Source organism: Cyanobacteria bacterium FACHB-DQ100 (assembly GCA_014695195.1).
GTDB lineage: Bacteria > Cyanobacteriota > Cyanobacteriia > Leptolyngbyales > Leptolyngbyaceae > Leptolyngbya.
Genome location: JACJNW010000028.1, coordinates 774,984 through 799,687, shown reverse-complemented (window position 1 = coordinate 799,687; position 24,704 = coordinate 774,984). Strand labels below are relative to the sequence as shown.

At 47.5% G+C, this 24,704-nt stretch carries 21 protein-coding genes and 1 tRNA gene; 6 read left to right on the top strand and 16 right to left on the bottom strand.

What is annotated here, in order from left to right; translation table 11 throughout:
- Positions 1 to 70 precede the first annotated feature (70 nt).
- Positions 71 to 1,480: a putative bicarbonate transporter, IctB family gene (gene ictB / locus H6F51_14905; GenBank protein ID MBD1823774.1), complete on the top strand. Its 1,410-nt coding sequence runs from the start codon at positions 71 to 73 to the stop codon at positions 1,478 to 1,480.
- A 3-nt stretch (positions 1,481 to 1,483) separates the two neighbouring features.
- Here ictB and H6F51_14900 read toward each other — a convergent pair whose 3' ends face one another.
- The 3 genes from H6F51_14900 to H6F51_14890 form a co-directional block, all read right to left on the bottom strand.
- A complete protein-coding gene (locus H6F51_14900; GenBank protein MBD1823773.1) occupies positions 1,484 to 2,212 on the bottom strand; it encodes a Crp/Fnr family transcriptional regulator in 729 nt (242 codons plus the stop codon).
- 210 nt (positions 2,213 to 2,422) lie between these two features.
- The gene (gene thiD, locus H6F51_14895) at positions 2,423 to 3,238 is read right to left on the bottom strand and encodes a bifunctional hydroxymethylpyrimidine kinase/phosphomethylpyrimidine kinase (GenBank protein MBD1823772.1); all 816 of its coding nucleotides are present in this window, start codon (positions 3,236 to 3,238) and stop codon (positions 2,423 to 2,425) included.
- Positions 3,239 to 3,289: 51 nt separating this feature from the next.
- Complete coding sequence (locus H6F51_14890) at positions 3,290 to 3,586, bottom strand: hypothetical protein (GenBank protein MBD1823771.1); 297 nt, start codon at positions 3,584 to 3,586, stop codon at positions 3,290 to 3,292.
- 414 nt (positions 3,587 to 4,000) lie between these two features.
- Between H6F51_14890 and H6F51_14885 the strand changes: the two genes are divergently transcribed.
- Positions 4,001 to 5,383 (top strand): acyltransferase, encoded by a 1,383-nt coding sequence (locus tag H6F51_14885; GenBank protein ID MBD1823770.1) that lies wholly within the window; start codon positions 4,001 to 4,003, stop codon positions 5,381 to 5,383.
- A gap of 1 nt (position 5,384) precedes the next feature.
- On the opposite strand, the gene H6F51_14880 is transcribed toward H6F51_14885, so the two are convergent.
- From H6F51_14880 to H6F51_14860, 5 genes are all read right to left on the bottom strand, one after another.
- A complete protein-coding gene (locus tag H6F51_14880; GenBank protein ID MBD1823769.1) occupies positions 5,385 to 5,849 on the bottom strand; it encodes a GNAT family N-acetyltransferase in 465 nt (154 codons plus the stop codon).
- 449 nt (positions 5,850 to 6,298) lie between these two features.
- Positions 6,299 to 7,396 (bottom strand): tRNA (guanine-N1)-methyltransferase, encoded by a 1,098-nt coding sequence (locus tag H6F51_14875; GenBank protein ID MBD1823768.1) that lies wholly within the window; start codon positions 7,394 to 7,396, stop codon positions 6,299 to 6,301.
- A complete protein-coding gene (locus H6F51_14870; protein ID MBD1823767.1) occupies positions 7,393 to 7,965 on the bottom strand; it encodes a Uma2 family endonuclease in 573 nt (190 codons plus the stop codon). Before H6F51_14870 ends, H6F51_14875 begins: the two co-directional genes overlap by 4 nt.
- Before the next feature lie 68 nt (positions 7,966 to 8,033).
- Positions 8,034 to 8,552, bottom strand: coding sequence for a ComEA family DNA-binding protein (locus H6F51_14865; protein ID MBD1823766.1), 519 nt, complete (start codon positions 8,550 to 8,552; stop codon positions 8,034 to 8,036).
- A 2-nt stretch (positions 8,553 to 8,554) separates the two neighbouring features.
- A complete protein-coding gene (locus H6F51_14860; protein ID MBD1823765.1) occupies positions 8,555 to 8,956 on the bottom strand; it encodes an SHOCT domain-containing protein in 402 nt (133 codons plus the stop codon).
- A 191-nt stretch (positions 8,957 to 9,147) separates the two neighbouring features.
- On the opposite strand from H6F51_14860, the gene H6F51_14855 reads away from it, so the two are divergent.
- Positions 9,148 to 9,465 (top strand): DUF1825 family protein, encoded by a 318-nt coding sequence (locus H6F51_14855; GenBank protein ID MBD1823764.1) that lies wholly within the window; start codon positions 9,148 to 9,150, stop codon positions 9,463 to 9,465.
- A 190-nt stretch (positions 9,466 to 9,655) separates the two neighbouring features.
- Here H6F51_14855 and H6F51_14850 read toward each other — a convergent pair whose 3' ends face one another.
- Positions 9,656 to 10,474, bottom strand: coding sequence for a sterol desaturase family protein (locus tag H6F51_14850; GenBank protein MBD1823763.1), 819 nt, complete (start codon positions 10,472 to 10,474; stop codon positions 9,656 to 9,658).
- 126 nt (positions 10,475 to 10,600) lie between these two features.
- Positions 10,601 to 12,052, bottom strand: coding sequence for a histidine kinase (locus H6F51_14845; GenBank protein MBD1823762.1), 1,452 nt, complete (start codon positions 12,050 to 12,052; stop codon positions 10,601 to 10,603).
- A gap of 422 nt (positions 12,053 to 12,474) precedes the next feature.
- Between H6F51_14845 and H6F51_14840 the strand changes: the two genes are divergently transcribed.
- Positions 12,475 to 12,723 (top strand): hypothetical protein, encoded by a 249-nt coding sequence (locus H6F51_14840; GenBank protein MBD1823761.1) that lies wholly within the window; start codon positions 12,475 to 12,477, stop codon positions 12,721 to 12,723.
- Between the two features lie 103 nt (positions 12,724 to 12,826).
- Complete coding sequence (locus H6F51_14835) at positions 12,827 to 13,024, top strand: hypothetical protein (protein ID MBD1823760.1); 198 nt, start codon at positions 12,827 to 12,829, stop codon at positions 13,022 to 13,024.
- A 356-nt stretch (positions 13,025 to 13,380) separates the two neighbouring features.
- Here the strand turns inward: H6F51_14835 and H6F51_14830 are convergent, their stop codons facing one another.
- The 5 genes from H6F51_14830 to H6F51_14810 form a co-directional block, all read right to left on the bottom strand.
- Entirely contained in the window at positions 13,381 to 14,952 is a 1,572-nt protein-coding gene (locus H6F51_14830) for a hypothetical protein (protein MBD1823759.1), read from the bottom strand.
- Positions 14,953 to 15,497: 545 nt separating this feature from the next.
- Positions 15,498 to 16,475 (bottom strand): site-specific integrase, encoded by a 978-nt coding sequence (locus H6F51_14825; GenBank protein ID MBD1823758.1) that lies wholly within the window; start codon positions 16,473 to 16,475, stop codon positions 15,498 to 15,500.
- A gap of 232 nt (positions 16,476 to 16,707) precedes the next feature.
- Complete coding sequence (locus H6F51_14820; protein MBD1823757.1) at positions 16,708 to 17,211, bottom strand: hypothetical protein; 504 nt, start codon at positions 17,209 to 17,211, stop codon at positions 16,708 to 16,710.
- Between the two features lie 601 nt (positions 17,212 to 17,812).
- The gene (locus tag H6F51_14815) at positions 17,813 to 21,679 is read right to left on the bottom strand and encodes a PAS domain S-box protein (protein ID MBD1823756.1); all 3,867 of its coding nucleotides are present in this window, start codon (positions 21,677 to 21,679) and stop codon (positions 17,813 to 17,815) included.
- Positions 21,680 to 22,791: 1,112 nt separating this feature from the next.
- Positions 22,792 to 22,864 (bottom strand) — tRNA-His (locus tag H6F51_14810).
- A gap of 112 nt (positions 22,865 to 22,976) precedes the next feature.
- On the opposite strand from H6F51_14810, the gene H6F51_14805 reads away from it, so the two are divergent.
- Positions 22,977 to 23,366, top strand: a complete 390-nt coding sequence (locus H6F51_14805; protein ID MBD1823755.1) for a DUF4359 domain-containing protein — start codon at positions 22,977 to 22,979, stop codon at positions 23,364 to 23,366.
- Here H6F51_14805 and H6F51_14800 read toward each other — a convergent pair.
- Positions 23,363 to 24,571: a DUF2029 domain-containing protein gene (locus H6F51_14800; GenBank protein MBD1823754.1), complete on the bottom strand. Its 1,209-nt coding sequence runs from the start codon at positions 24,569 to 24,571 to the stop codon at positions 23,363 to 23,365. The two genes, H6F51_14805 and H6F51_14800, sit on opposite strands and share 4 nt — an antisense overlap.
- Positions 24,572 to 24,704 lie beyond the last annotated feature (133 nt).

The window sequence follows — 24,704 nt, the reverse complement described above, 5'->3', positions numbered from 1 at the left end:
ATATCGCGGATAATAGCCCTAGCCTAATTCGCTAGGGCTGTTTTTGCTTCAAAGCACAGGAAATCCGCGTATGAATTCGGTTTGGCAACAAGTGACACTGACCACGCTCCCCGTTTGGCAGTGGGGGCAGGTGAGCTATGTTCATCGACTGGTGGGATCGCTGTCCACTTGGCGACAGCACAGTTGGCTGATGCAGCAGGGAGATGCAATCGGGGCACTGCTGATCAGTCTTGTGTTTGCTCTTTCTCCGTTTGTTGCCACGAATCTGATCGGTTGGCTGCTTGCGAGTTGTATTTTGTTCTGGATCTTGTTAACGGTTTCTGACGGTGATCCCCGTTTGGGGTTTACGCCGATTCATTTGCTAGTGCTGTTGTTTTGGGGAATTGCTGCAACAGCGGCAGCGCTTTCTCCAGTCAAGCGCTTGGCGTTTTTGGGATTGGGGAAGCTGTCACTCTATCTGATGTTTTTCATTTTGATGGCGCGAGTGCTGCGATCGCCGAAGCTGCGATCGTTCTGTATCACCGCGTTTCTACTTGTGGCGCTGGTGGTGAGCAGCTATGGAGTTCGGCAGTCGATTCACGGTGCGGATGCGTTGGCGACGTGGGTTGATCCAGAGTCACCGCTGGCGCAGTCTACACGGGTATATAGTTTTTTAGGCAATCCGAATCTACTAGCTGGATATTTGATGCCTGCGGTGTGGCTGTCGTTTAGTGCGATCTTTGTCTGGAAACGCTGGCTACCGAAAGTGCTGGCGATCGTTATGTTTGGGATCAATACAGCGTGTTTACTGTTGACCCAGAGCCGGGGAGGATGGATCGGATTAGTCGTTGCGGCGTTAGTGCTCGTGGTGCTGCTGCGGTATTGGTGGAGTGCGTATTTGCCGAGATTCTTGCGGCTGTGGGCGTTACCGCTTGTGTTTGGGGGACTGGCGGGGATTTTGGTGCTGGGATTTATTTTTGTCACACCGTTCCGCTACCGAGTAGGCAGTATGTTCGCGGGCAGTGGCGATAGTAGTAATGCGTTTCGATTGAACGTTTGGCGATCGGTACTGGAAATGATTCGCGATCGTCCGATTCTAGGATTTGGCCCAGGGGATCTAGTCTTCAAGCGCATTTATCCACTGTACGCAGCCGCACGATTTAGTGCCTTAAGTGCATACTCGGTGCTGCTAGAGATTGCAGTCGAGTCAGGTTTGATTGGGCTGACAGCATTTCTGTGGTTGTTGCTGGTGACATTTAATCAGGGATTTTTGCAGCTACGGCGCTTGAGAGCGATGAGCGATTCAGACGGATTCTGGCTGATTGGCGCGATCACGACGATCGCGGGAATGTTGGGGCATGGTGCGGTCGATACGGTTTGGTATCGACCAGAAGTGAGTGTGTTATGGTGGCTCAGCGTTGCTCTAGTCGCAAGCTACTATGCGCCCCATGCCGCAGCGAAGTTATCAGCTCAGCCACCTGAACTTGCAGCAGACGCTTAAACATCAGCGCGATCGCGGATGCCTGTAGTTAAATCGGTTGCGCTCTTCTCGAATCACCGCAAAGCATTCGCAGGAAATCGATTCGAGAACTTGCGGCTGAACGATCGAAATGCGCCCCCGACTGCACTGAATTGCTCCCAGTTGGGTTAGTTCTCCGATCGCAACCGTCACGCCCGATCGACGAGTGCCCAACATCTGTGCAAGCGCCTCATGAGTCAGGGTAAATTCGTCGATGCTTAAGGCAGATTGAATTAATAATAATTGTCGTGCCAGCCGTTCGCGGATGTGATGAAAGCGATGACACGCCGCGAGCTGCGAAGTTTGAAGTAATAAAACCTGGACGTATTCTAATAAAAGTGACTGTAAAGCTGGACTTTGCTCGAATTCAATTAGAAGCTGTTCGATTGGTAAACGAAAGGCAGAATCGCCCACTTGAACGATCGCCTGCTGGACGCTTTCGCGGCGTCCTAAAACCACGGAAGCTCCTACAAATCCGTTGCGTCCTACCAATCCGACTTCGAGCATCGAGCCGTTTGAAAGTAACGTCGTCAGCGAAACCAGCGATCGGATCGGAAAATAAACGTAAGCGATCCCTTCACCAATCGGGTGGAGAATTTGCTGCGGTGAGAGCATGACTGGCTCTAGATGAGCCGCTAATTTTTGATAAATCTCGAAAGGAAGCGCTGAAAGTAGGCGATTTTCTAGCGCACTAGAAGCCGCAAACGAAGACATGAAAACACTCCAATATAGCTGCGCTCAGGGGAAAATCAGCTACAGCACAAGGAGTAGATCCATCCAGTCCTTCTGCAAAGGTGAATTCTCAAATTAACAAACGATGAGCAGAAATTTAGTTATTTTCTCTATTGTGGCGGTTTAGTCAAACTTGGGCGAATTCAGGAACAGGAGGAAAACCGTATCATTTGGAAGAGATTTCAGTAATGGTTAGATCGATCTCTGCATCAGCGGAAAGAAATGACCCACAGGCCCTTGCCCCTGACCGATCGCCAGTGCGTACTCTAATGCAGTCGTCACATAATCTTTTGCAGCTTTGATTGCCGATCGCAGATCTTTTCCAAGCGCTAGGTTTGCGGCGATCGCGGCTGAAAGGGTACACCCTGTGCCGTGCGTATGTTTTGTATCGATTCGCTGAGCTGCAAAGGTTTCGCACTGAGCGCCATCAAACCAGACATCGACTCCACGCAGGGCATTAGTCATGCCGCCTCCTTTGACTAAAACCGACTTCGCCCCCAGTTCAGCAATGCGCTGCGCGGCGGTCTGCATTTCTTCTAAGGTATTAATTTCAATGCCGCTCAGTAACTGAGCTTCGTAGCGATTCGGAGTCAGAACGATCGCTTGGGGGATGAGAAGCGTTTTCAGAGCATCGATCGCTGCATTGTCGATGAGTTGTGCTCCAGTGCGGGACACCATCACTGGGTCAACGACGAGATTGGAAATTTGGCAGGCAGCAACTTGTTCGGACACGGCTGTGATAATGCCTTGATTCAGCAGCATTCCGGTTTTTGCCGCCTGTACGCCGATGTCTTGAACAACGGCTTGAATTTGCGCTGTGACTGCTTCGGGTGGCAGCGCATCTACTCGTGTCACTCCCAGCGTATTTTGTGCGGTAATACAAGTCAGGGCGCTAGTTCCATGAACGCAATGAAACGCAAACGTTCGCAAATCGGCTTGAATTCCCGCACCACCGCCACTGTCTGATCCGGCGATCGTTAACGCGATTTTGACTGAAGGAAGTGTCATCGTTTTCGTTTACCCAAAGGCTCTATGCTCTATGGTAAACGGCGAATGTCCTTAGCTTGTGATGCACTTTTGCTGACGAGCGCGAGTGTTAATCCGACAGACTTCTTCAGTGGCGTAGCAGATTGAGACGGATTTCACGCCTAAGACAATCCATGAGGCTTTGACAAGGCGATCGAGTTCTTCCATGACCTGATCAACGCACCAGGGTTCTGAGCAGTGAATTAAGAGGGTATTAAATTTCAGTTCTAGGGCGCAGCCGGACAACGTTTGAACATAAAGCTGTCTTAATCGATCGATCCGAAAGTCTTCGAGCACTGATAAGTCTTTGGGGGTGAATCGAATTTTCATAATGAGGATCTCGTATGTCTTGCACAGATTGAATCGGATTTATTCAAGGATCTACACGGTGGAATTGGGGATTTTTATTTTCTCTTCCTAATTTCAATGAGTAAATTCACGGGTAATGGTGTTGTTTTATACGAGCGTTATTCTTGTTATATGAGTAATGTCCGTCACTCCGGATGGATAGAATATGGATAGAACATTGGGCGCAGAGAGTTTAAGCTGATCTACCTTCCGTATTCGCTCAGTGTCCCATTAGTCTTTCTTGTGCGAGATGAACTTCTATAAACTCACTGTTAACGTTGAGTAATCAAAGAGGTGATAGAGTGGCAGGCTGACGAGACACTGCACCCAAACGCCAGAGAAACTTAAGCGGTGGAACGATCGTCAAGCAATGCAGCAGTTGAGTGGAGAGAACGAATGGCTGAGTCAAAAGGATTAAGGCGGTTGGCGTGGTTAGAAGGCATCCGGATCTTTGCGGCGGCGTTGCTGCTGTTTTACCATGCTCAGCTATTGTTCACGCGCTATGCCTTTACGCCTCAGCCGACGGGACTGATTGCAAATATGCAGCAGCTTTTTGCAGCCACTCGCCAACTCGGAGAGAGTTGGATCACTCAAGCGTTGAGCTTGCCGATTTGGTTTGGCTATCAGTTTGTCGATGTGTTTGTGTTGGTGAGTGGCTTTAGTTTGGTGCTGTCTCTGAAGGGCAAGCCGATCGAGGTGGGACGATTTCTCAAACGCAGATTGCTGCGGATTCTGTTGCCGTTCTGGACAGTTGCGTGGCTATCGTATCCGGTGCTGTGGATTGTTGGGAAAACAACCAATAGCTATATCCCGGATGCGTGGCATACTTTTGCGGGAATGTCGTTTCCGATTTTGTTTGATTACGGCGGCGATTTGTTGCTACCCACCAGTGGCCCTTGGTGGTTTGTGCCCCTGATTCTGAGCTTTGCTTTAGTGTTTCCGGTGCTTTGGTATTTGATGAATCGCTGGGGATCGCGCAACTTACTGCTTGTGGCAACGGCGGTCACGTTTATCTATCGTGCGTTCGGGGTGTTTGTTTTTGGGGGACATCCGACTTATGCGATCGTCGGTGCGGCAGCAGGTTGGCAACCCTTTGTGCATTTCATTGCGAAGCTCAGTACCTTCGTTTTAGGCATGGTTGTAGCGCGTCAGTATGTGCAAGGAAAGGGTGCAATTTTCTGGCGGTCTTCGAGAGCATTGTTGATCGGACTGAGCCTATATGCGATCGGTTTTGTGGCTCAGTTCTATCGATTGGGTTGGATTTTTGATGATTTTCTCTTAGCGATCGGGCTAACACTCTGTTGCATGGTGGTGTTCCGATTCCTGAGCGATCGTCTCAAGCTAGGCACTGTGATGGTATGGCTGGGTACTCATAGCTATAGTTATTTTCTGATTCATAATTTTGTGGTCGATCGAACCTTAAATTTGTATGTTCGCAATCAGCTTGATTTGTACTATCAGGTGTTGCCATTGATGGTCGTTGGAACCTTGATTTTGGCGGTGATCGCAGATCGGGTCACACCCTGGATTGAGCGAGGAGCGATCGCGCTTTGGCATTACACCGATGCAAGATTGACTCCAACTCATAAGATCGGCTCTTGGGTTCCTAGAGTCGGAGAAGCTGTGCTTTACCGTGGAAAACCAGGCTGGACAATTCTGAATGTCGAGCAGGTAATCCACGATAAAGCGTTCTATCTATGCCGGATTTCTAACGGTCAGCGATCGATCTGGGTGAATCAAAATGATTTGAAGCAAGATCAGGCGTTATCAAAGGTTTGATTTACGCGATTGCTTTCATCATCACTTGATAGCCGCGATCGTCGTATCCTGCTTTGCGATACACCTTATAGGCGCGTTCATTATCATCGTGGACAGATAAGGAGATCGAGGGAATGTTCTGCGATCGGCAAAACCGCTCAACAAACTTCAGCGTCTGAGTACCGATGCCCTGTCCTCGATAGGCAGAACGGAGATACAACTCATCGATATAAGCACCGAGACCGCGAAATTCAATGCTATAGCTAAAGGTTACAGCAACGTAACCGATAACCTGATTGCGCTCGGTAATTAACCAAACTCGACCGAGCGCAGGATTACTGAGAAATTGCTGGAGCGAACCACGATCGAGAACCGGATCGAACGGTAGTTTTTCAATTTGATGAAACTCTTGAACCAATTCGAGTAAAACATCCACGTCTTTCGATGTTGCAATGCGATAAGCAACATTTACATCAACGGATAACATACAAACTTTTCCTTTTTCAAATGCTACAAAATACGGATCTTCGAATGTAAAAGTATTCAGTCGCACAACAGAGTGCTGGATGCAATCACGAAATTGCACCAATCACTAGAAAATCAGAAAAAACATCAAAACCACTAATCCTGATATGTTATGCAGAACACATCAGAAAACAACGATTAAAATGGCTCAAACTCTAATTGCAAATCACTAAATTGTGCTTCCCGACGAGGCTGTAGCAATGCCCGCTATATGTCTGGAACTTCTTTTAGATAGTGCATAAAACCACCGTGTTTACTGCTTTTGGGCGCGAAAGCAATTCCAAAACTTAACCCAAAATTGCTTTCTTTGCTTGAGAGCGATCGGAACCCAAAAAACTTAACTTTTGGTCATTCCTAGCTCCAGGGTAATCTGTCCTTCGCGGTTTAGTCAACTTCGGTTTACCCGATTGTTTACTCGATCGCAAAAGACTTTGCCGCCCGAATGCAAGTCGGTAAATCTGCATCTGTTTTAATTGCTTCTCGCTCGACGTGACTTAAACTGGCTCGATATCCCCAATTTTGCAGCGTTTGAATCAGATAACTTGATTTGGGAATGTCTAATTTTCCGCGTCGTCCAATTTCGCCCAGCGTGTAGAAGTACGGCGGCATTTCTGCTTCCGCCTGCATCAATTCCAGTAATCGAACTTGCGATGACCAATTCCAGGCATTTGCCAGTTCAATCATGCGAGCGATCTGATGTCGATCGTGTAGATTACCTAACCACATTGCCCCGCTCAGCACCAGCGATCGACCCTCATTCCTACACTGCGCTCGACCTAACTTGCGCCATTCGACAGGTTGATAAGTACCGCACTCATGACAAAAGCCTAGAAATCCATAGTTCTGCTCGGTGAGTTCGATCGAGGAAACCAATCGCACCATGACTCGGTAAGTTTGTCCGGTGAAATAAGAAAATACAGGCTTTACACCCATTCCGCGAGCAGCCGCTTGTTGTTGAACAGTTCCCAGAATCAGTCTCAATCCCTGTTCATGCGCTGCCGGATGAATTCGCGCATAAGCTCCGTAATCTGCAACACAGTTTTCTGGAGCGCGTCCGGTCACAGTGCGCCCATCTGTACTGGTGAGATAGATTAATCCTCCAATTGCACAAGCGCTCAGACTTGCAGAAACAAACGGAACCGGAGAGCCAAACCCATCGACATCCACTAAATCAAAGTAATCCTGACGGTTATAACACTCAAAAAATACTCGAATCGCATCACGATCGCTCACCTGATACTGTTCTGGCTTGAGTACCGCTAGATTCTCGCGTAACACGGTTTGAATGTCTGAATTACTATCATTTGCCCAAACGAAATCTGCCTGACTTTCAAGGACGTACCGCAGCGATCGCACTCCGCAACCCGCCATCGCATCCAACACCCGCAACTGTCCGCGATCGCGCCGATAGACGGCAGCGGCAAGTACCGCTAAATCTCTGACGATCGCAGCGTTGGGATTGTAGAACGCACTGCCGACATTGAACGTGGCTTTTCCCTCGATCGTCATGCCGCAAACATCTGTGCTGGAGTCAGATTGAATTCTGGGAATAGAAGGGATTCAATGCGCTGGTCGTTCTGAAAGACACCAAGCTCGATGTAAATTCCAGATTCGTTTAGCTTTAATACTGTTACAGCTTGCGTTTGAGGGTCAACAACCCAATACTCAGGAATACCACGGTCTTGATATTGGTTACGCTTGTCGCTGTAATCTCTGGCTCGATTTGCTTCGCCTGGACTGACGATTTCAATAACCAACAAAGGAGGGCGCATCGAAAGTCGAATCGTATCTCGGCGCTGTAACTGTTCGATATGTTCTTCGTGGAGAATTGTTAAATCAGGGAAGCGATTTCTCGGATTACCTCGAACTTCCAGTTCTAACCCCCGAACTCGAATTCTGCGCGGATCAATGAGCGGAGCGATCGCCAGAATGATCAACATAAGAATTTGACTATTTCGACCCGACTCAGGCGGCAACGCAACTAGCTCCCCATCCACTAATTCGTACAGCTGGTCTGTATCATCATCGTAGGCTAGATACTCTTCAAAACTAGAAAATTTAGATTTTGCCTGAGTCATCGCAGTTTTACGATCGGTTTTCTACATTGTGTCTGAATTTGCGTCTGAATTGCGTGCCTGATTGCTGTTCAAAACCGTAAATAGTGCATCAATTCTGCAATTAAATGATTTGGTAGCGAAAGGCGCTGTTGTAGATCTACGAGGTCTTTATAGCTGCCTTGAGATTGACGATTGCGGACGATCGCTCGTGCGAGTACCGATCGGATTTGTGGAATCTGAGTGAGTTCTATCGCCGTTGCCATGTTCAAGTTCACTCGCTGAATCTGATGCAAACTCTCAGGATCGTAATAGCAGAATTTCATCACCGGTTCTAACGGCTTCAAGCGCTGAAGAGATAATCCTAATGCGGCTGCAACATCTTCGACGCAGAGAAATTGCACTCCCAACTCGCTCAGTTGCGTCAAAGTTTTCGCTTGATGAATGGATAACCCTGGCAATCTTAGCCAATCATCGACACCCGCCTGATTCACATCGATTTGAATGCCCAAGTCCGCTGCAATCCGAATCTCAGCCAATGTTTGAAACCGATAATACGGATCATTCTGAATTTTGGACTTCAACAGCGCAGAAGAGAACCAATTGAGCATCGCTATTTAATACGATCGAGGAGTTTTCGTCGTTTTTGTTCAAACTCGTATTCTGAAATTAAACCATCTTGCCGGAGCTGATCGAGTTCTCGCAAACTTTCAGAAACGGTGACGACTGAGTTCGATTGCAGGCTAATTGTCCCTATTTCGGACACCGCTTCATCATTAAAATTCACGTCGAACTCATCTGGATTCTGAATCAAGTAAAACACCGCATCAAATAGCCCTGCAATCCAGGCAATTTTACTTCCAGTGAGCGCGAGTGCAAGATAAACCAAGCACCACCAGCGTTGTCCCAAATAGAGTTTGTGTAAGCCGACTAAATGAAAACCACCGACGATCGGCACAACCCCGACGATCGCTAACAGCGCGGCAACTCTTCGGCTTTTTGGTTGACTGAACATATGTTTTACTGCAATTAGCGTGGATTCAATATAGCGAAGAATGGCACAGTTGCAGACATTTGATTCCTGTTCGATCGACTCAGGTAGTGAAAACACTACTTACACCGGCGAAAGACGTGGAATATGATGAATTTAGGCACCACCTGTGCAACTATTATTTACCGCGTCCTGCGTGACCTCAGATTAAGGCAATGGGATTCTTTGACTCCGAGATTGTTCAAGAAGAAGCGAAAAAACTATTCCACGACTATCAATCGTTGGTTCAGCTTGGCAGTAGTTATGGCAAGTTCGATCGTGAAGGCAAGCTGATGTACATTGAGCAGATGGAAGCCATTATGGATCGCTACAAGGTTTTTATGAAGCGCTTTGAGCTTTCCGAGGATTTCTCCGCTCAGATGACCGTTGAGCAGCTTAAAACTCAGTTGGGGCAGTTTGGGATGACTCCCCAGCAGATGTTTGATCAAATGGCGTTAACGCTAGCCCGAATGAAATCCGAAATTGAAAAATAAATCACTTTACGAGAACTCCGGGAATCTTAACCCGGAGTTTTTCATTGGAGCGATCGTTTTATACCAGTCTCCAAAAGTTCTACAACCCACCAGTCCCGCCTAGAGACGCGAACACCGTAGGTGCAGCGAAGCTTCTAATCGCGTCTCTCCCAGATCCGTAGCGAGTCGTTAGAGATGTAGCATTACCGCATCACTCAGCAACCCTTTTCGCCTGTCGCCAATTGCGGAACGGATAAAGCAGATGAGAGCGAAAATTCTCCGGAATCGTTTCTCCAGCGATACCAAAATTCTGGGGCTGTCTACCACAAGGCATATAAAACGTCCCAAAAATCACATCAAAAATGGGAAACAATCCCGCAAAGTTTTTGCCCTGCCCGTCCTCGTCCGTCGTGTGATGCCAACGATGAAACGCTGGACTCGCAAGCAGATAGCGAAGCGGCCCATATGTCCAGCGCACGTTTGCATGGATGAACGCAACATAAGCAGACAGCAGCGGCACGTAAGCTTCAACCGCGATCGGAGAAAGCCCAAGCAGCAGAACCGGGGACGATTGACACACTCGCGAGATAATATCGTTGACGGGATGTAAACGCACCGCCGTGAGCCAGTCGATCGTATCAGCACTATGATGCACCGCATGATAATCCCAAAGCTGCTGAGTGTGATGCCAGCGATGCGTCCAGTAGCCCACAAAATCGCCCATGACGATCGCGAGTAATCCCTGCTGCCACAAGGGCAACTGTGCAATTGGGCCGTATCCCGCGAGAACATCATGCCAAGCCAGTGAGCGACCCAAGAGTAAGTAAATCGGCACAAATATCAGCGCGATCGAGATGATGCTTAAAATCTGAATCGCCATTGGCGTGAAGAACCAATAAAACGTATCGAGCCACACTCCACGCCGCCATTTAGGCTGATTGGGAATGCTAGGGAAAAGCCGTTCGAGAATGCCAAAAAGAACCGTTAGAACAATAAATAGAACAAGAGTTCTGATTAAACGTTCTTGCATAATGGGGATGATGTCTCGCAGTTTCCCCTAAGGTTTACTACGATCGTCGCTAAAATTCAACACTGAATCATAATTGATAACGTGTTCTAGAGTCGTTCTGCATCACAGCCCCTATGCAGAAGCGACTCAGCTCTCCTCAGAGTGGCGATAAACCGGAAGTAAGACGTTAAACGTTGATCCTTCCCCGATGCGGCTTTTCACAGTGATTGAGCCGCCACAGTGTAGAAGCAACTTCTGCACGATCGTCAATCCCAAGCCAGCACCGCCCATATCATCATCCACGGATTGTCTAACTCGATAAAAGCGATCGAAAATCTTGGGGATTTCAGTCGATGGAATCCCGATCCCCGTATCGCGAAACTCAAGCTGAATATAATCTCCCTGCTGTTTCGCCCGTACCCAAACTTGCCCGCCACGCGGGGTAAATTTGATCGCGTTATGCAGCAAATTCACGACAATCTGCTTTAACCAAATCGATAAACAGGCGATCGCTGGCAGCTCTTCAGGAATGACATACGCTAACCTCACTCCTTTCTCTTCTGCTAAAGGTTGATACGTGCTGACAACGCCCGGAACGATCTCGCTCAACCGGAGTGCCTGAGCCGTCCGATGCTCTGCAAGCTGATCTAGACTAACCAGATCCAGTAAGCTCTTGATCAGCGAACTTTGCCGATCGCACTCCCTTGCCAGCAAGTCCATATAGCGCTGCTTTTGCTGAGGTTTCAGTGTGGGTGAATTGAGCAACGTCAGCGCTGTCTTCATATTGGTTAACGGGGTGCGTAGCTCTTGCCCCACGTTGTGCAAAAACTCATCTTTTAATCGAATCGTGCTAATTAGCTCCTCGTTCTGAAGCTGGAGCAAATTTGCCAATTCAGCTTGCCGACGATGCGTACTTGATCGCTGCCACAGGTCTTCTTGTCGCTGAATCTGTTTTGCTAAAAGCTGATTGATAACGGCTAGATCAAGCGGACTCGATTCTGGAAGCGTTTCGCTTCTTGGCGCAAACGGCTGTAGCACCGCGATCGCCTGCCGGATTACTTCCGGCTCAATGACTAGAAATGCCATCAGGGACTGCTTTTTTTCGGTGACATCTTCGTCGATCGTGCTTGTTCCTAGCGCATCTGCTTCGCGGTTGGGCACTCTAGCGCGATGCCCAACCAGCAATCCGCAAAATTGCTTCGACCAAATCAGCAAAAAAAATTCTTTTCTTAAGCTACTCTCTAACGGCAGGGTAATCGTAGTCAGCGCGGGGATCGGATAGGCGGGTAATGAGGGTTCGAGTTCCGCTTTCAGTCCTAATGCGGGTTCTGGAAGGTCGTCGCGCGGGTTCTTAAAGTAAAAGATTTGCTGAAGCGGGGTCAGTCGATCGAGATAGCGATCGAACTCCAATTGCCACGCTTCTCCTTTCGGCAACTTTGCCCACACTAATGCTGGCTCACCCTGATCGATGAGCAGATCGATTAAACTACTCATCAGCGCTTTGAACGTAACTGGGCTGACGTGCATGACTGGCGGTGCTGAGGCTGAACCCGCTACAAGCTCAAACAAAGAGATCTCAGAAGTTACAACTGATGCCATACCGGGATGTTACGGAGAATTAAGGAAGACTGAAAGCGATGTTAACGAGATAAGTGGAGATGCCGGAATATCAGTAGGTTTGCTCTGTAATATATCTAGCCGCAATTCATTGAAGTAGACAGAAAAGTTTGAAAAAATGTTACTCCAAGTGAGCTAGATGCAGCGAAAGCGAGACAGTAGAGTCACCAAACGGTGAAATTAGATGTTCGCTTCTTAAGCAGTGTACTCTCACTGAAGCGTTTCAGGACAATTTCTTCTGCACAGGTTCTTCGTTTCTCGATCTCAAGAGGGAATTTGTTTACGCATGTTTCTGCCTTTTTATCAATGATATTTAAATAAAAGAGACATAATCTGGACGTAATCGATAGGGTTGGGTCTGAAGTACCTCAAATATCGAAGTTGTTTCACTGGAGATCACGGCAATGGCTGGACAAATGTGTTGGTTAGCAGGATTGGGCGGAGGCACGAAGATTCTTCACCTTCGCGAACGCCCTCACCAACCCTGGACACCCTATACAGCTTTTCCTCAGTATCGCGTCCCCGATTTGCAGATTCGCGGTGCCTCGAAGGGCTGGACAACTTATCAAAAATTACGCGAAGCAGGCTGGACGCTGATTGCCAGTGATGCAGCTTACGCAAAGATCCCTTCACCCGTCGAAACCCAGCGTTAAACGCAATCTGTAATGTCCACACTTCGTCTTCGTCGGTGGCAGAATCCGCGATCGCTGGGTTCTGACGCAGGCACATCATGAAACTGGAGGAATTCAAACGTCTATGGCTTCTCCAACTTCATCTTGTGCAGGCTTTGTTCGAGTGTTGCAGGATCAGCAATATGCGGCGATCGAGCACTGTGATGCCCTAAAGCATCCCCTGGCGAAGCCTGCTGCAAAGGTTCATAAGCTCTGTACTGTTGTCGAAAACGGTCGAGTTGTAGTTCGTCCGATCGAGTCGTCTAGATCTGAGTCGGAGTGATCAGCCCTGTGTCTCGAATGCGTAATGCCAAATGAGCGCGAAGGTTAGAGTCTGGCTTCCTTTAGCTCTTGAATGTTTACGTGCAACTGCTGAACCAGGTCACGGTTGGAAAGCTCGATCGACCTATTGTGTTTGTCCTTTCGTGAAAGAGAACTTTCGTTCTATTTTTCGCTCAATCACTGGAAATGCGGTGATTGTAAGATTTCTTGCTTTTCGGGATGGTGCATTGAAGCGATTGCAGACAGGAACTCTCAGAGCGATCGATAAGTTTGGTGGATGAAATCGATCAATGCAATGTTGGACTAAATGCGATTGCTCAGATTTGAGAACCTCTGCACTGCGAGGACAGAATTTCGCTACTTGATCGACAGCGCAACCTGAAGAGCCTGATTCAAGATTTCAGTCGCTTTTGCTCGATTTGCAACTTCATCTTTGGCAAGGTACTGAGTCGCGATCGCGGTCAGTGCTCGGCTCTTGTACTCCTTCGTGTCTGTCCGTTGGGCAACTTGTAAAGCTTGCTCAAATTGTCCAATTTGGGCAAACGATTGTGCTAAAGCAGGCATCAACCAATCTAAATGAGCAGGATTATTAGACAGCGATGGAATCGACTGCACAATTTGCTGTGCCTGCTGTGGTTTTCCTGCCTCAGCATAAGCAAGCGCGACTTCAGGAAGGATGCCTTGAACTCGTTCTCGTTGAGCAATCTGCAACGCTTGGTCATACTGCTGATTTGCCAGATAATGTCTGACGATTTCAGAGAGAGCCAAGTTTTTTGCAGTGGCGAGCGATCTCGCCACCTTCACCGCCTCAGCAGCTTTTCCAGCTTTGGCATACCGCAGCGCGATCGCTTGCAACACTTGCTCCCGGTCTGTCTGCGTTTTAATTTGACCTGCCAAGTCACGCGCAGTCTGAAGCTGTCCGATTTCAGCATATCCTCTGGCTACTTGGGCAACGGCAGAATTGCGAAATGGAGATGGGGCTAATGCCTGTGCTTTCGATTGAGCGGTCGCTAAAATCGCCTTAGCTTGACTCAACTCCCCTACGGCTGCGTACTGAGTCGCAGCTTTGCTGAGAAGATGGACTGGCTCGGAGGGAAACTGAGTTGATCGCAGGGCTTGAATTTCCGGTAGAACCTGATTGAGTAGCGCGATCGCTTGCGGTTTCTGTCCACTCCCAATCAGCAAATCGGAAACTTGAAGTTTTTGCGTGATATCCCAGGAAATATCTGCTTGCGATGGCGACTGAGGACGAGCGCGAATACTCTCTAGAGCTTGCTGAAGCACAACTGGCAAGAATTCTGATTGCCCAGTGCGCTTGAGTTCAAAGGCAATCCCCAAGAGAGTTTGTCGCCGCATTCGGAGATTTGGATTGCGTTGAGTAAAGGCGATCGCTTCATCTAAAATCTGCCTCGCTTGCTCAGGCTTTTGATCCTTCTGATACGATTCCACTACTCTGATCATGGCGATCGGGCGAAACCAGTTATCTACTCCTCGAATAATTGCCAGCGCAAAATCGTAATACCCTGCTTTTGCGTATTCACCCGCTCTGTTGAGCAATGATTCTTCTGGTGAGGTGGCACTGAGGGTACAGTTCGCGATCGTCTGAGCACGTCCAATCTGGAACGCTTTTGTGAGCAATTGTTGCCCTTTACTCGCTTGACCGACCAGCGTGTAGCCGTTGGCAACCCGCATCAACGGTGTTGCTTTATAACAATCACTCTGCATCGTTTCTGTGAGGGATAGCGCCTGGTTCAAAACGCTCATAGCCGAGGGAGATCGATCAATTGCAGCATATTGAAACGCAATCTCAGCCACTAAAGGAGCTTTAGACTCGCTTCTTTCCTTTCCAAATCCTGGCTGACTGGGCAATAGCACCGTGAGCAGAGCGATAACCGTTAACCCTGTGCTGCGCCTGATTCCGAGTGCCATGTCTCTGCCCTCACGTTTGGGAATGTGACTATAACTTATAGTGACGCAAAATCAAATGATGAGTTCGGCTTGCGTGAACCTTCGCGCAAACTTTATCAGTGCTTGCAACTGTTACGGAGAGCGGGAGATCGTCTGCTAGACATTCTGGTGTGTGTGAGAACTGCAGTATAAGCATTCTAGTTAAACAAATCAGCTTCTCACACACAACAAAAACGGCGGCATCAATCTCAGCATTTACAGCTTTTATAGGTGAAATAACCATTAAAAGCTGCAAATACGGAATCAATGCTGCCGTTTTTGTTATTCAGTTTGTTCTCGTCTCGATCAGATTTGGCTCACAAGTTCAAGCCAATCGTTAGAACCAGGGCGAACGAGGGGACTCGAACCCCCGAGTGGAGGAACCACAATCCAAAACGGAAAAAGCCTGTACCAAGGCGATACAGGTTAAAACCCTTATAAAATCAAGCTTTTTTAACTGAGCGAATGTACCAAACTATCGGTAAACACTCCAGACCATTGCTGTTATTTAGTCCAAATTTAGTCCGTCAAGGCGGCAAGGGTCGATCTGATCTATTTATTGCGGCATCATAAGCCCGTTGGTGTGTCTCGTCAGAAATCCAATGGTGATAAATTTCCGAGTGAACCTTTAGCGAATGTCCCATCTGAGCGGCTGCAAGTTCAATGGGCAAGAAGTCGATCGATCTTACCGCCCAAGCATGACGCAGGTTGTAAGGCTTATGGAGACCGTATCGAGCAAACGCAGTCGTCACACGGTTTCCTAATGCTGCATTGGTCTTGCCTGTTACCTGTGGCAGTAGCTTTACGTCCCACAAATGCCATTGGTCATACCATTCGGGATAGAGCGCCCAAACACGCCTACCGCCCGTCTTTCCGCCGCCGTTTTCATCCTCCAGCAGCGTTAGCACTGGACTATCTCGCAACTTTTGTAGGTCGATATGGAATAGCTCATGATTTCGCAAACCATAGCAAGCCATCAACCCGAAAGCATATCCCCAAGACTCATTCTCCTTATTGATGCGATCGCGCCACTCTGAGATCTCTTTATCGCTTGGGAGGTCGCGTGGGTTCAATCGTTTAGCGGAATAGTCCCCCCGCAATGCGGTTGCATCCATTTCCAACCCGGCAAGCTTGGCTAACTGTCCATAAGCCATGCACCGCCGTTGCCGATTGCGGGTGTCTGGCTCTGTTTTAAGGATGAACGATCGCAACAATTCCGCCGTTAACGGTTCATCGGCTGGTAATTGTCCAAAGGGCTGTTTATAGTCAGTCTTCCACGTCGTTTCGCTTTTGGGTGTACGCTTCCTGCGTTGAAAATAATCGACTTCAAAGCGCTCTAACCAATCCTTAACCGCATCTAGTTCTGGCTTCGTGTTGTCTGTCCAGTCGTCCCAATTGAACTCTCTACAGGCTTGCGGACAGCCATTGCAATTAGCAGCGCTAGATTTTTTGTGTCTCTTGATAGTCGAGGGCGTGTCTGTTTCGCCATTGCTGCGTACCCACAAGAATCTCTCTCATTTTAGGTATGAGCAATCCTCAAGAAGTGCGATCGCGCCCTTCAATCGATCACTCCCCCAAATCACGCCGCTCCAACAGAATTCCCCAAGATACGAGCGCAAGCATCAGCAGAAGGACAAGCTAAGCCTCGATCGTCATGGGAGAAATTTGTTAGCGTGTTTCAAGTGCGTCAACCCTTAAGGACGATCCCTATGGAAGACCTGAGAGGTTAGCGAGGTACTAGGGTGTACAGCCCGATTGCTTTGCAGCGTCAAACTTGATCTGGTTATACACAACGTACTGATCGAGGGTTCTTGTGTATCCATTAACGCTGTGAGCTAAAGATCCTGCTTTATTTGCGTCTCCTTGGAATTCCTGTAGCTCAGCACAAGCATTGTTAAAAGCAGCGTTAAAGGTTTCACTGTGATTCAATAACTGATTAGTCCAGGCAGAGAAAACCTCCGAAGCGTATTCTGTGCGGAGTCCTTCTGCCGACCTTGCTTTAATCTGTCCTTGAAAACTGTCGGCAAAAAGCTGCCCTCGATCTACAGGTTGCGAGATCATTGTCGTGTTGTTGCTGTCGCGAGGGTCTCTTGCAATCTCTTTAAGGATCGTTACAGGAGAATAATACAGACTCAGCATTAGCCACCATCGAAACAGCTTGCCTTTACCCGTCTTGGCTCCAAGTGCCCAAATTGCGGGAAGTGCCAACACAGCCAAAACGATTTTGATCTTGCCTTTCATCAGTCTTTCTCCCGCCTTGCTTTAGAGGTTCCCCCTAGGGAACCTGAAGGATTATGCCTAAGGAATATGGAGAGTCCCGGAGATAGGGTGAGTCCTTCGCCTTCCCTTGTTCCTGCTACAGCGTCCGGACGCTAAAGCTTCACAATTAAGTCACGAACACAAAACTTTTCAGGATTGACCCTGGGAAATCCAAAAGAAAAATCCCGCCAGAGATAGCGCCAAGTAGTCCTAAGTCTGTGAATGAGGGCTAACACTTCACGGCAGCGGACGAACCACTGATGTTGAGTTCGAGGTTATCTGTGGCGGGTGGACGGGAGCGTTATGCTGCTCTGTCCTTGGTGGGACGTAGCTAATCGCACTCGGAGCCGTAGAGAATTGCTCTTGTTCCATGCGGGGAGAATCGAGCGCACCAATTCCTATCGGTTAGTAAAGGCGCGCACCGGATGATAGGAGTAGCAGATTAATCCGGTGAACACGATCGTTAAAGGAACGCCAACTGCCAACGCTGGGATCAAAACGCTTGATCTCAACCGCGACTTCTCCTATTCAGAATGTAATAGAATACAGAACACCAACAGCGGTATTGGTGGAGAAGCTTCCTTTACATCTGCGAACCAGCAATCAGCATTGCTTCTGCTGCCTGGCAATTCAGGGGCTTTGCGAAGAAATAACCCTGCCCTTGTTCACAATGTAATCGGACTAGCTGAGCTAATTGGTCTGCCGTTTCAACTCCTTCTGCAATTACAGTCATTCCCAGATTGTGAGCGAGAGTGATAATAGCCTGGACAATCTCTGCATCAGCTGTTGATTCCTGCATCGCGCTAACAAAGGAGCGATCAATCTTTAATGTTTGGATCGGCAACTGGCGTAACCGGCTGAGTGAAGAATAGCCTGTACCAAAATCATCAATGCACAATTGCACCCCAAGTGCCTGAAGCTGTTGCAGAAGAGCCATAGATCCATCATTATCCATAATACCGCTCTCAGTAATCTCCAACTTCAAATTGCCTGGATCTAGCCCAGTCTCTTGCAAAACTTGGTTAATTTGTTCCACTAAGTTGGGCTGAGCGAATTGCTTACTTGAAAGGTTAACGCTCATGGTCAATCCAGCAGTTGTGAGTAATTGGGTTTGCCATCGTTGAAGCTGGCGGCAAGACTCATACAATACCCATTGCCCAATCGGCACAATCAGTCCGGTTTCTTCTGCGACTGGGATAAATTGAGCCGGAGAAATTAATCCTTGCTCCGGGTGCAGCCAGCGCACGAGAGCTTCAAATCCAGTAATCCGACCAGTAGTGAGTGAGACAAGGGGTTGATAGTAGACCTGAAGTTCCTGTCGTTCAATTGCCCGACGCAAGGGCATCTCTAGCTGCAACAGCGACATCGCCTGACTGTGCATCGCTGCATTAAATACTGCCCAACAAGCTTTGCCTTTTCCTTTCGCGTGATAAAGGGCAGTATCCGCATCACGCAACATGTTCTCAGGCTGAGTATAGCCTATCCCACTCAATGCAATCCCAATACTTGCCGTGGTAAGGACCTCATACCCATTCAAGTTGAACGGTAATTTTAATGCCTGATGCAGATGTTCAGCGACCAGAGTGGCATCTTTCTCGTCCTTGATCGCCTCCAGTAGAATCGTAAACTCATCTCCCCCTAAACGAGCGATCGTCTGCTCGGAACCCAGACAGCTTGCAAGGCGTTTGGCAATCTCTATCAATAATTGATCGCCCACTAAATGCCCCAGACTGTCATTGATCACCTTAAAGCGATCGAGATCGACAAAGAGCACCGCAAATCGATGGTTGGAGCGACGTTTCGTGCGGGCGATCGCCTGCTTCAGCCGATCCATAAACAGCACCCGATTAGGCAGCCCAGTCAGAGCATCGTGGTAAGCCTCATGCACTAATTGGGCTTCCAGCTGCTTACGCTCCGTAATATCAGTGGAAATGCCATCAATCCGGATGGGTTTACGAGCTGCATCATAAACGACGTGGCACCGCTCATGCAGCCAACGCACATTACCATCAGGTCGAAGAATTCGATACTCCAATTCATACCCTTTCTGCTTCAGCAAAGCTTTATCAGTAATCCGAACCCGCTTTTGATCCTCTGGGTGAACTACCTCCAGCCATAGTTTCGAGTTGTCAAAAAATTCTGCGATTGACCGACCGTAAATCCTCTCCGCCGCAGGATTGAGATAAAGCGTTTCCCTGGTTGCGGCTGAAACGGACCAGACCACATCTTCGAGTGAGCCAAGAATGTTATTCAGTCGTTGCTCACTTTCCCGCAGAGCCATCTCGGCTCGTCTTCGATCGGTTACATCGGTAAGCATCCCTAAGGCACCAATGTAGTTCCCTTGCTCATTAAATAAGGGAGCCGTGGAAAGGATGGCCCACAAGTCTGCTCCATCTTTGCGGCGGAACTTGAAATCGTGCATTTCACAAACACCCTGACGGCGACGTTCTAAGTAAAGATTGGCAAGCGTCTTGCCCTCCTCATCCATAAAGGCAAACAAAGGCTTCCCTTGCATCTCATCGGGGCTGTAGCCTAGCATGGTCGCGGTCTGTTGATTCACAAAACTGGTATTGCTGTCTGCATCCAGCATCCAAATTCCCTCGGTTGCCGTCTCTACGATGCGGCGATACTGTTCCTCCTGTTGCCGCAGCAATTCTTCTGCTGCTTTGCGCTCAGTGATATCAGTTTGTACTCCCACAAAGTGAGTCAGGCATCCCGCAGCATCAAACACTGGTGCAACATACAGTTCATTCCAGAAGAGCGTGCCATCTTTGTGGTGATTTCGCAAAGTCACGTGGCATTCTTCCTGTGCCTTGATAGCAGAGCGTAATACGGCTAGTGCAGGTTGGTCAAAATTGCCCCTTTGAAGAAAGCGACAATTTTGACCGATTACTTCAGCTGCCTTGTATCCAGTAATTGCTTCAAAGGCTGGATTGACATAAATGATTGGATTATTGGGTTGATTGGCATCAGTGATCACAATTCCGTTACTGCTAGCGTTAATCGCCCGCTCCATCAAATGCAATCGTTCTTCTGACTGCTGGCGCGAAATGAAATTAGACAGGATGTTGGTGATCGCCTGTAAAAAGTGAAGATCGTCTGGTGTGAAGGTGCGAAGCTTATCTGTAAAGCAACCTAAAACACCGAATGGCTGGGACTGACCAGAAATGGAAAGGCTTACACCGCTCACAACTGGGTGATTATGTAATAGGGGCGAACCACTAAATCGGGTGTCAGTCCGAAAGTCCTTGATTAGCACAGGCTGCTGTGTAAGAAGTGCATACCCCAAGTGGGAATTGGACTGGGTGCCAACGAGGGTAGACCCAATGAGTCCCTCTTGCCAGCCAACGCCAGCTTGCAGCAACAATGTACTGTTATTGGAAAGCTGTTGCCAAATTCCACACAGCGTGACTCCAAGAACTTGAGCAATCAAAGTGACCGCTTCGTCCAGTAGCTGAGCGAGATTGCTCGATTCAAGTGCTAGTTGCCCCAATTGAGCCACTGTAGCCTGCTGGTGCGCCTGTGCCTGGAGAGCAATTTCGGCTTGTTTACGTTCTGTAATGTCATAAAAAGCACTGAAAATCGCAGGTTCATCATTCCAGGTCAGGAGTCGAAGAGAACCAGCAGCCCAAAAGGGGGTATTGTCCGCTTTTCTAGCTTGCACTTCATAGTAAGAAATATATTCCTCTTGCAGAAGTCGCTGAACTATTGCTTGATGGTCAAGGGCATTGTTGTAAAAACCGAGGACTGTACGTCCGACAAACTGGTTGCAAGGAAGTCCAAAGGTTTGCCCAGCCTGTTGATTTGCATACAGGAGCTGTCCATCCGTCACACGGCTAACAGTGAGGGAAATGGGAGCGGCCTCCGCAATTACTCGGAACTGAGTTTCGCTCTGTTGCAGCCCCGTTTCTGGCTTTTTCTGTGCTAGGGGTGCCTCACTGGGCTGTCTCTGCTCCGTTAGGTCCGTCCAGATCCAGAGGATTGCCGGTTGCTCCTCATACTCAACGGTCTGAGCGGAGACTAACGTATCTCGAAGCTCCCCCTGTGCTGTTTTTAGCTGAAGCTCATAGCGAATCAACCGTTCCTTGTCTTGCAGTTTGTTCAGGATTTGAGCATGGTTAGCAGGATTGGCGTAATACTCAGGTTCGATCCTGTCAAAAATCTCGCTATCTGGAATGCCGAATAAAGGCTGCACGAGTTCATTTTTCAGCAGAATTTGATGATTCTCTGTACAGGCCAGAGCAATTGGTAAGGGGGTTAGCTCAACGATTGCCTGAAGTAACTGCTCTAATGCTGTCTTCGATCGCTCACAAGCGCTTAATTCCTGCTGTAGGGCTTGATTAATTTTCTGGCACTCAGCAAGACACCGCTGGGATATTGCTGCTAGCTTCGAGCAAGATTGGCTTGAATCTTGCTCACTGTTTTGAAAGTGAGAACTAACCGAAGTCATTCTAACCTCCTAAGAGTTTTAGGGGGAACACAACTAGCCGTCCTGGCTTTATTCGACGAGCTATTCCTGAGTGGAGGTAGATCATGAGGGTTAGTCAAGCAAAGTTGTCAAAGCCAACAGAGTAGGGGGACTAATCTGCTGATGAGTTAGATCAATCAAGGCCGGAATTACCAAGGATTGAACCAAGATTCGACCAGCAAGAGCCTTTAGCACCGTGACAGCGTGCTGTCAACGTTCCCAAGGAGGAACTAGGAATCTTAAGATCTGTTTAAATTTATACTAAATTCAAATAAAATGTTCTTTTTGATACGAAGTGTAAGGTTTGCTTCATGAGAAAAAGAGGGCAGCGTAGAGTCCAAGGTGATTCGTAATTGTTTTAGCTTCCCAGCATTTAACACAAACACCCTTAGCAAACCGAAGCCTGCAATGTTCTAGTCCTACAGAATTGTTCCAGCAAAGGTTGTGAAGAATTGAACTTGCGATCGCGCCTTCAATTGATCACTTCCCCAAATCCCGCCGCTCCGAGAGAATCCCCCAAGCCACTAACCCAAGCATCAGCAGAAGAATAAGCCAAGCGTCGATCGTCATTGGAGAGATTGAATAGCTGTGACAAATTTTTGTCACAGCTACAACTCTTGCGCCGTGGGCATTTTAGGAGCTGTGACAAAAATACTGTCTCGTTTTATCACACTTTTGTCATACCCCAAACTCTTACCCTACAAAGGTTTGGGCTTACCTGTGACAAAAAAGACAACATTTTCTATAAAAGATTAGTTTTTTATTAGGGATACAGCCTGTACCAACTCCAGATAAAAAACTCGGAAATTTTGAGCAAAAAAATCGCAATTTTTGTCACAAAGTAGCTGAAACCTGTGTGCAGCAATGCTTCTAGCTTTGACAGAATGAAAATGGACTTTGTCACGGCTTTCTGAAACCCTTATCCAGCAAGCCCTCTAGCCGTGACAATTGTGACAAAATTTCTGTCACAGATATTCTGATTTTTGTCACAACCCAATAAGGATGATGATTAACCCGATTCCAAGATATTCTTTTTTGGTCTTAGTTCTAGTCCCGATTTAGTCCATCGCTAAACCGGGAATCTCTAGAACTAGGGCGAACGAGGGGACTCGAACCCCCGAGTGGAGGAACCACAATCCTCTGCCTTAACCACTTGGCTACGCTCGCCATTGCGATACTTAGTATAGCACAAGAAACGAAGATTGATGAAAAATTCAGAGAACTTGTAAACGTGATACAACGTCGAAAGAACTTGGATCGACAGTCGAAGTGGTGTGTGATGAAAACTTCTCAAATTGTCCTAGGTGTGTTGGGGTTAGGTGTGGTTGGATTTGCAGGACTCATGGTTCTGACCAATCCTGATGAAGCAGCTTTCGGCGAATTTGCGCTAGAGCAGGTTAAAACTCAAGGATGTAAAGAAGCACCGCAATTTATTCGTAGTCAGTGTCCTCGATTTGTGCAAGAGAATCAGGCACAGGTGAAACGACTGATTCTGCAAAGCACTGCTCGCCAGAATTACGGATTGTTTAGTCTCTACAGCACAACACTATCAACGCGATCAATCATTCCAGATTTGCCGATTTTTCTGGATTTACCTGCTTTTCAGTTAGAAACGGTTGGCTTGATGGGCAAGTTTTATATCTATCAAGCCGAGAAACAGCCACGTTAGGCTTGATTCAACTGATAATAGTCATCTTTTGCAAGGAGTTTTTCTCGCATTTGCGGAATTGCAAAGAGTAGCGTGACGGCGTATGCTAGCATTCCGCTGCTGTTTAGAAATGGAGGCATAAACAGCGGCAGAATTAAAACAAACTTTCCTAAATGATTCGCTTTTCCAAATAAGTGGACAAACAGCGGAATAAACCAAACAATTCCCATAATCCAGGTTTGCGGATTGAACAGATGAATACAATTAACGATCGAAAAGAACTGATGTTCAGCCGATTCGCGTCTTAGGTAATACATCAAAATTAAAAAGGCAATGAATCCAACGGTTAAAGATGCGATCGGCTTTCCTCGCAAAAATGGATTCATAAATCCATGCACAAAATCATGCGTAACTCGTAATCCAGTGCTATCGACTGACATCACAACACGATTAATCACCGCTTGTCCATGTACTGTGATCGGTACTTCGCTTGTAATTCCTCCAAATACTCCGGGCAACATCCGTTTGAGATAGCTTGTATAGATAGAGTTTCCCAGGATAGGTAGGGGTGCAAGCAGTAGAACTACGATCGAAGCAAATGAGTAGAGAACGACTCTAACCTGGCGTTTTGCAATGAAGTAGAGAATGGCGATCGCAGGAAATAGCTTAATACAAAAAGCTAATCCAAATAGTGCCCCCGCTAGAAATCTCTGGCGATGTTGCTGATGTAAAAAGAAACCTAAAATTGTGAGATAGCAAACAAGAATATCAATTTGTCCTCGCTCAAATGCAGCAAGAACAGGAAAAGAAGTCATCGCAAATAGTAGTGCTTCTCCTTTAATTTTGAAATTGCTTCGACGAACTAACTCAAATAAAAGAAGCCACAATAGAATTAAGATAAACGAACTGTAGATGATCTTTGCCGTTGAATAAGAAAATAGGGCAAGCGGTGTGAAAAATAAAGCGGCGATCGGTAAGTAAATAAATCCCGACATAGGTGCTTCTCCTGCATTCACAGGAACGAAGAACTCAGGATGTTTTGTCACATGATTGATATATGGATCTAAACCGTAGAGAACCGATTTTCCTGCAATGTAATAAGGACGAAAATCGATTTGATAGGACTCCAAAACTAGATAAATAATGAATACAGACGGCAATAAATAGATAAAATAGGCCCGCATAAATCGGAAAAGATCTTTTAGGAAAATTGAGATTTGAGACATGACATTCGCGCTCCTTTACCGTTGAGAGCGTAGCATTTTCTTTTGATGCGATCGCACCTTTCGCATAGAGCGCTGCTTCGTTTTCTATCCTTCGCGAAATCAGCATCAATAAAAATCTATGGTATACCGACGA

Excerpts from the sequence above, each read along its gene's own strand:
- ictB (MBD1823774.1), top strand. The coding sequence starts at position 71 with ATGAATTCGGTTTGGCAACAAGTGACACTGACCACGCTCCCCGTTTGG.
- H6F51_14900 (MBD1823773.1), bottom strand. The coding sequence starts at position 2,212 with ATGTCTTCGTTTGCGGCTTCTAGTGCGCTAGAAAATCGCCTACTTTCA.
- thiD (MBD1823772.1), bottom strand. The coding sequence starts at position 3,238 with ATGACACTTCCTTCAGTCAAAATCGCGTTAACGATCGCCGGATCAGAC.
- H6F51_14890 (MBD1823771.1), bottom strand. The coding sequence starts at position 3,586 with ATGAAAATTCGATTCACCCCCAAAGACTTATCAGTGCTCGAAGACTTT.
- H6F51_14885 (MBD1823770.1), top strand. The coding sequence starts at position 4,001 with ATGGCTGAGTCAAAAGGATTAAGGCGGTTGGCGTGGTTAGAAGGCATC.
- H6F51_14880 (MBD1823769.1), bottom strand. The coding sequence starts at position 5,849 with ATGTTATCCGTTGATGTAAATGTTGCTTATCGCATTGCAACATCGAAA.
- H6F51_14875 (MBD1823768.1), bottom strand. The coding sequence starts at position 7,396 with ATGACGATCGAGGGAAAAGCCACGTTCAATGTCGGCAGTGCGTTCTAC.
- H6F51_14870 (MBD1823767.1), bottom strand. The coding sequence starts at position 7,965 with ATGACTCAGGCAAAATCTAAATTTTCTAGTTTTGAAGAGTATCTAGCC.
- H6F51_14865 (MBD1823766.1), bottom strand. The coding sequence starts at position 8,552 with ATGCTCAATTGGTTCTCTTCTGCGCTGTTGAAGTCCAAAATTCAGAAT.
- H6F51_14860 (MBD1823765.1), bottom strand. The coding sequence starts at position 8,956 with ATGTTCAGTCAACCAAAAAGCCGAAGAGTTGCCGCGCTGTTAGCGATC.
- H6F51_14855 (MBD1823764.1), top strand. The coding sequence starts at position 9,148 with ATGGGATTCTTTGACTCCGAGATTGTTCAAGAAGAAGCGAAAAAACTA.
- H6F51_14850 (MBD1823763.1), bottom strand. The coding sequence starts at position 10,474 with ATGCAAGAACGTTTAATCAGAACTCTTGTTCTATTTATTGTTCTAACG.
- H6F51_14845 (MBD1823762.1), bottom strand. The coding sequence starts at position 12,052 with ATGGCATCAGTTGTAACTTCTGAGATCTCTTTGTTTGAGCTTGTAGCG.
- H6F51_14840 (MBD1823761.1), top strand. The coding sequence starts at position 12,475 with ATGGCTGGACAAATGTGTTGGTTAGCAGGATTGGGCGGAGGCACGAAG.
- H6F51_14835 (MBD1823760.1), top strand. The coding sequence starts at position 12,827 with ATGGCTTCTCCAACTTCATCTTGTGCAGGCTTTGTTCGAGTGTTGCAG.
- H6F51_14830 (MBD1823759.1), bottom strand. The coding sequence starts at position 14,952 with ATGGCACTCGGAATCAGGCGCAGCACAGGGTTAACGGTTATCGCTCTG.
- H6F51_14820 (MBD1823757.1), bottom strand. The coding sequence starts at position 17,211 with ATGAAAGGCAAGATCAAAATCGTTTTGGCTGTGTTGGCACTTCCCGCA.
- H6F51_14815 (MBD1823756.1), bottom strand. The coding sequence starts at position 21,679 with ATGACTTCGGTTAGTTCTCACTTTCAAAACAGTGAGCAAGATTCAAGC.
- H6F51_14805 (MBD1823755.1), top strand. The coding sequence starts at position 22,977 with ATGAAAACTTCTCAAATTGTCCTAGGTGTGTTGGGGTTAGGTGTGGTT.
- H6F51_14800 (MBD1823754.1), bottom strand. The coding sequence starts at position 24,571 with ATGTCTCAAATCTCAATTTTCCTAAAAGATCTTTTCCGATTTATGCGG.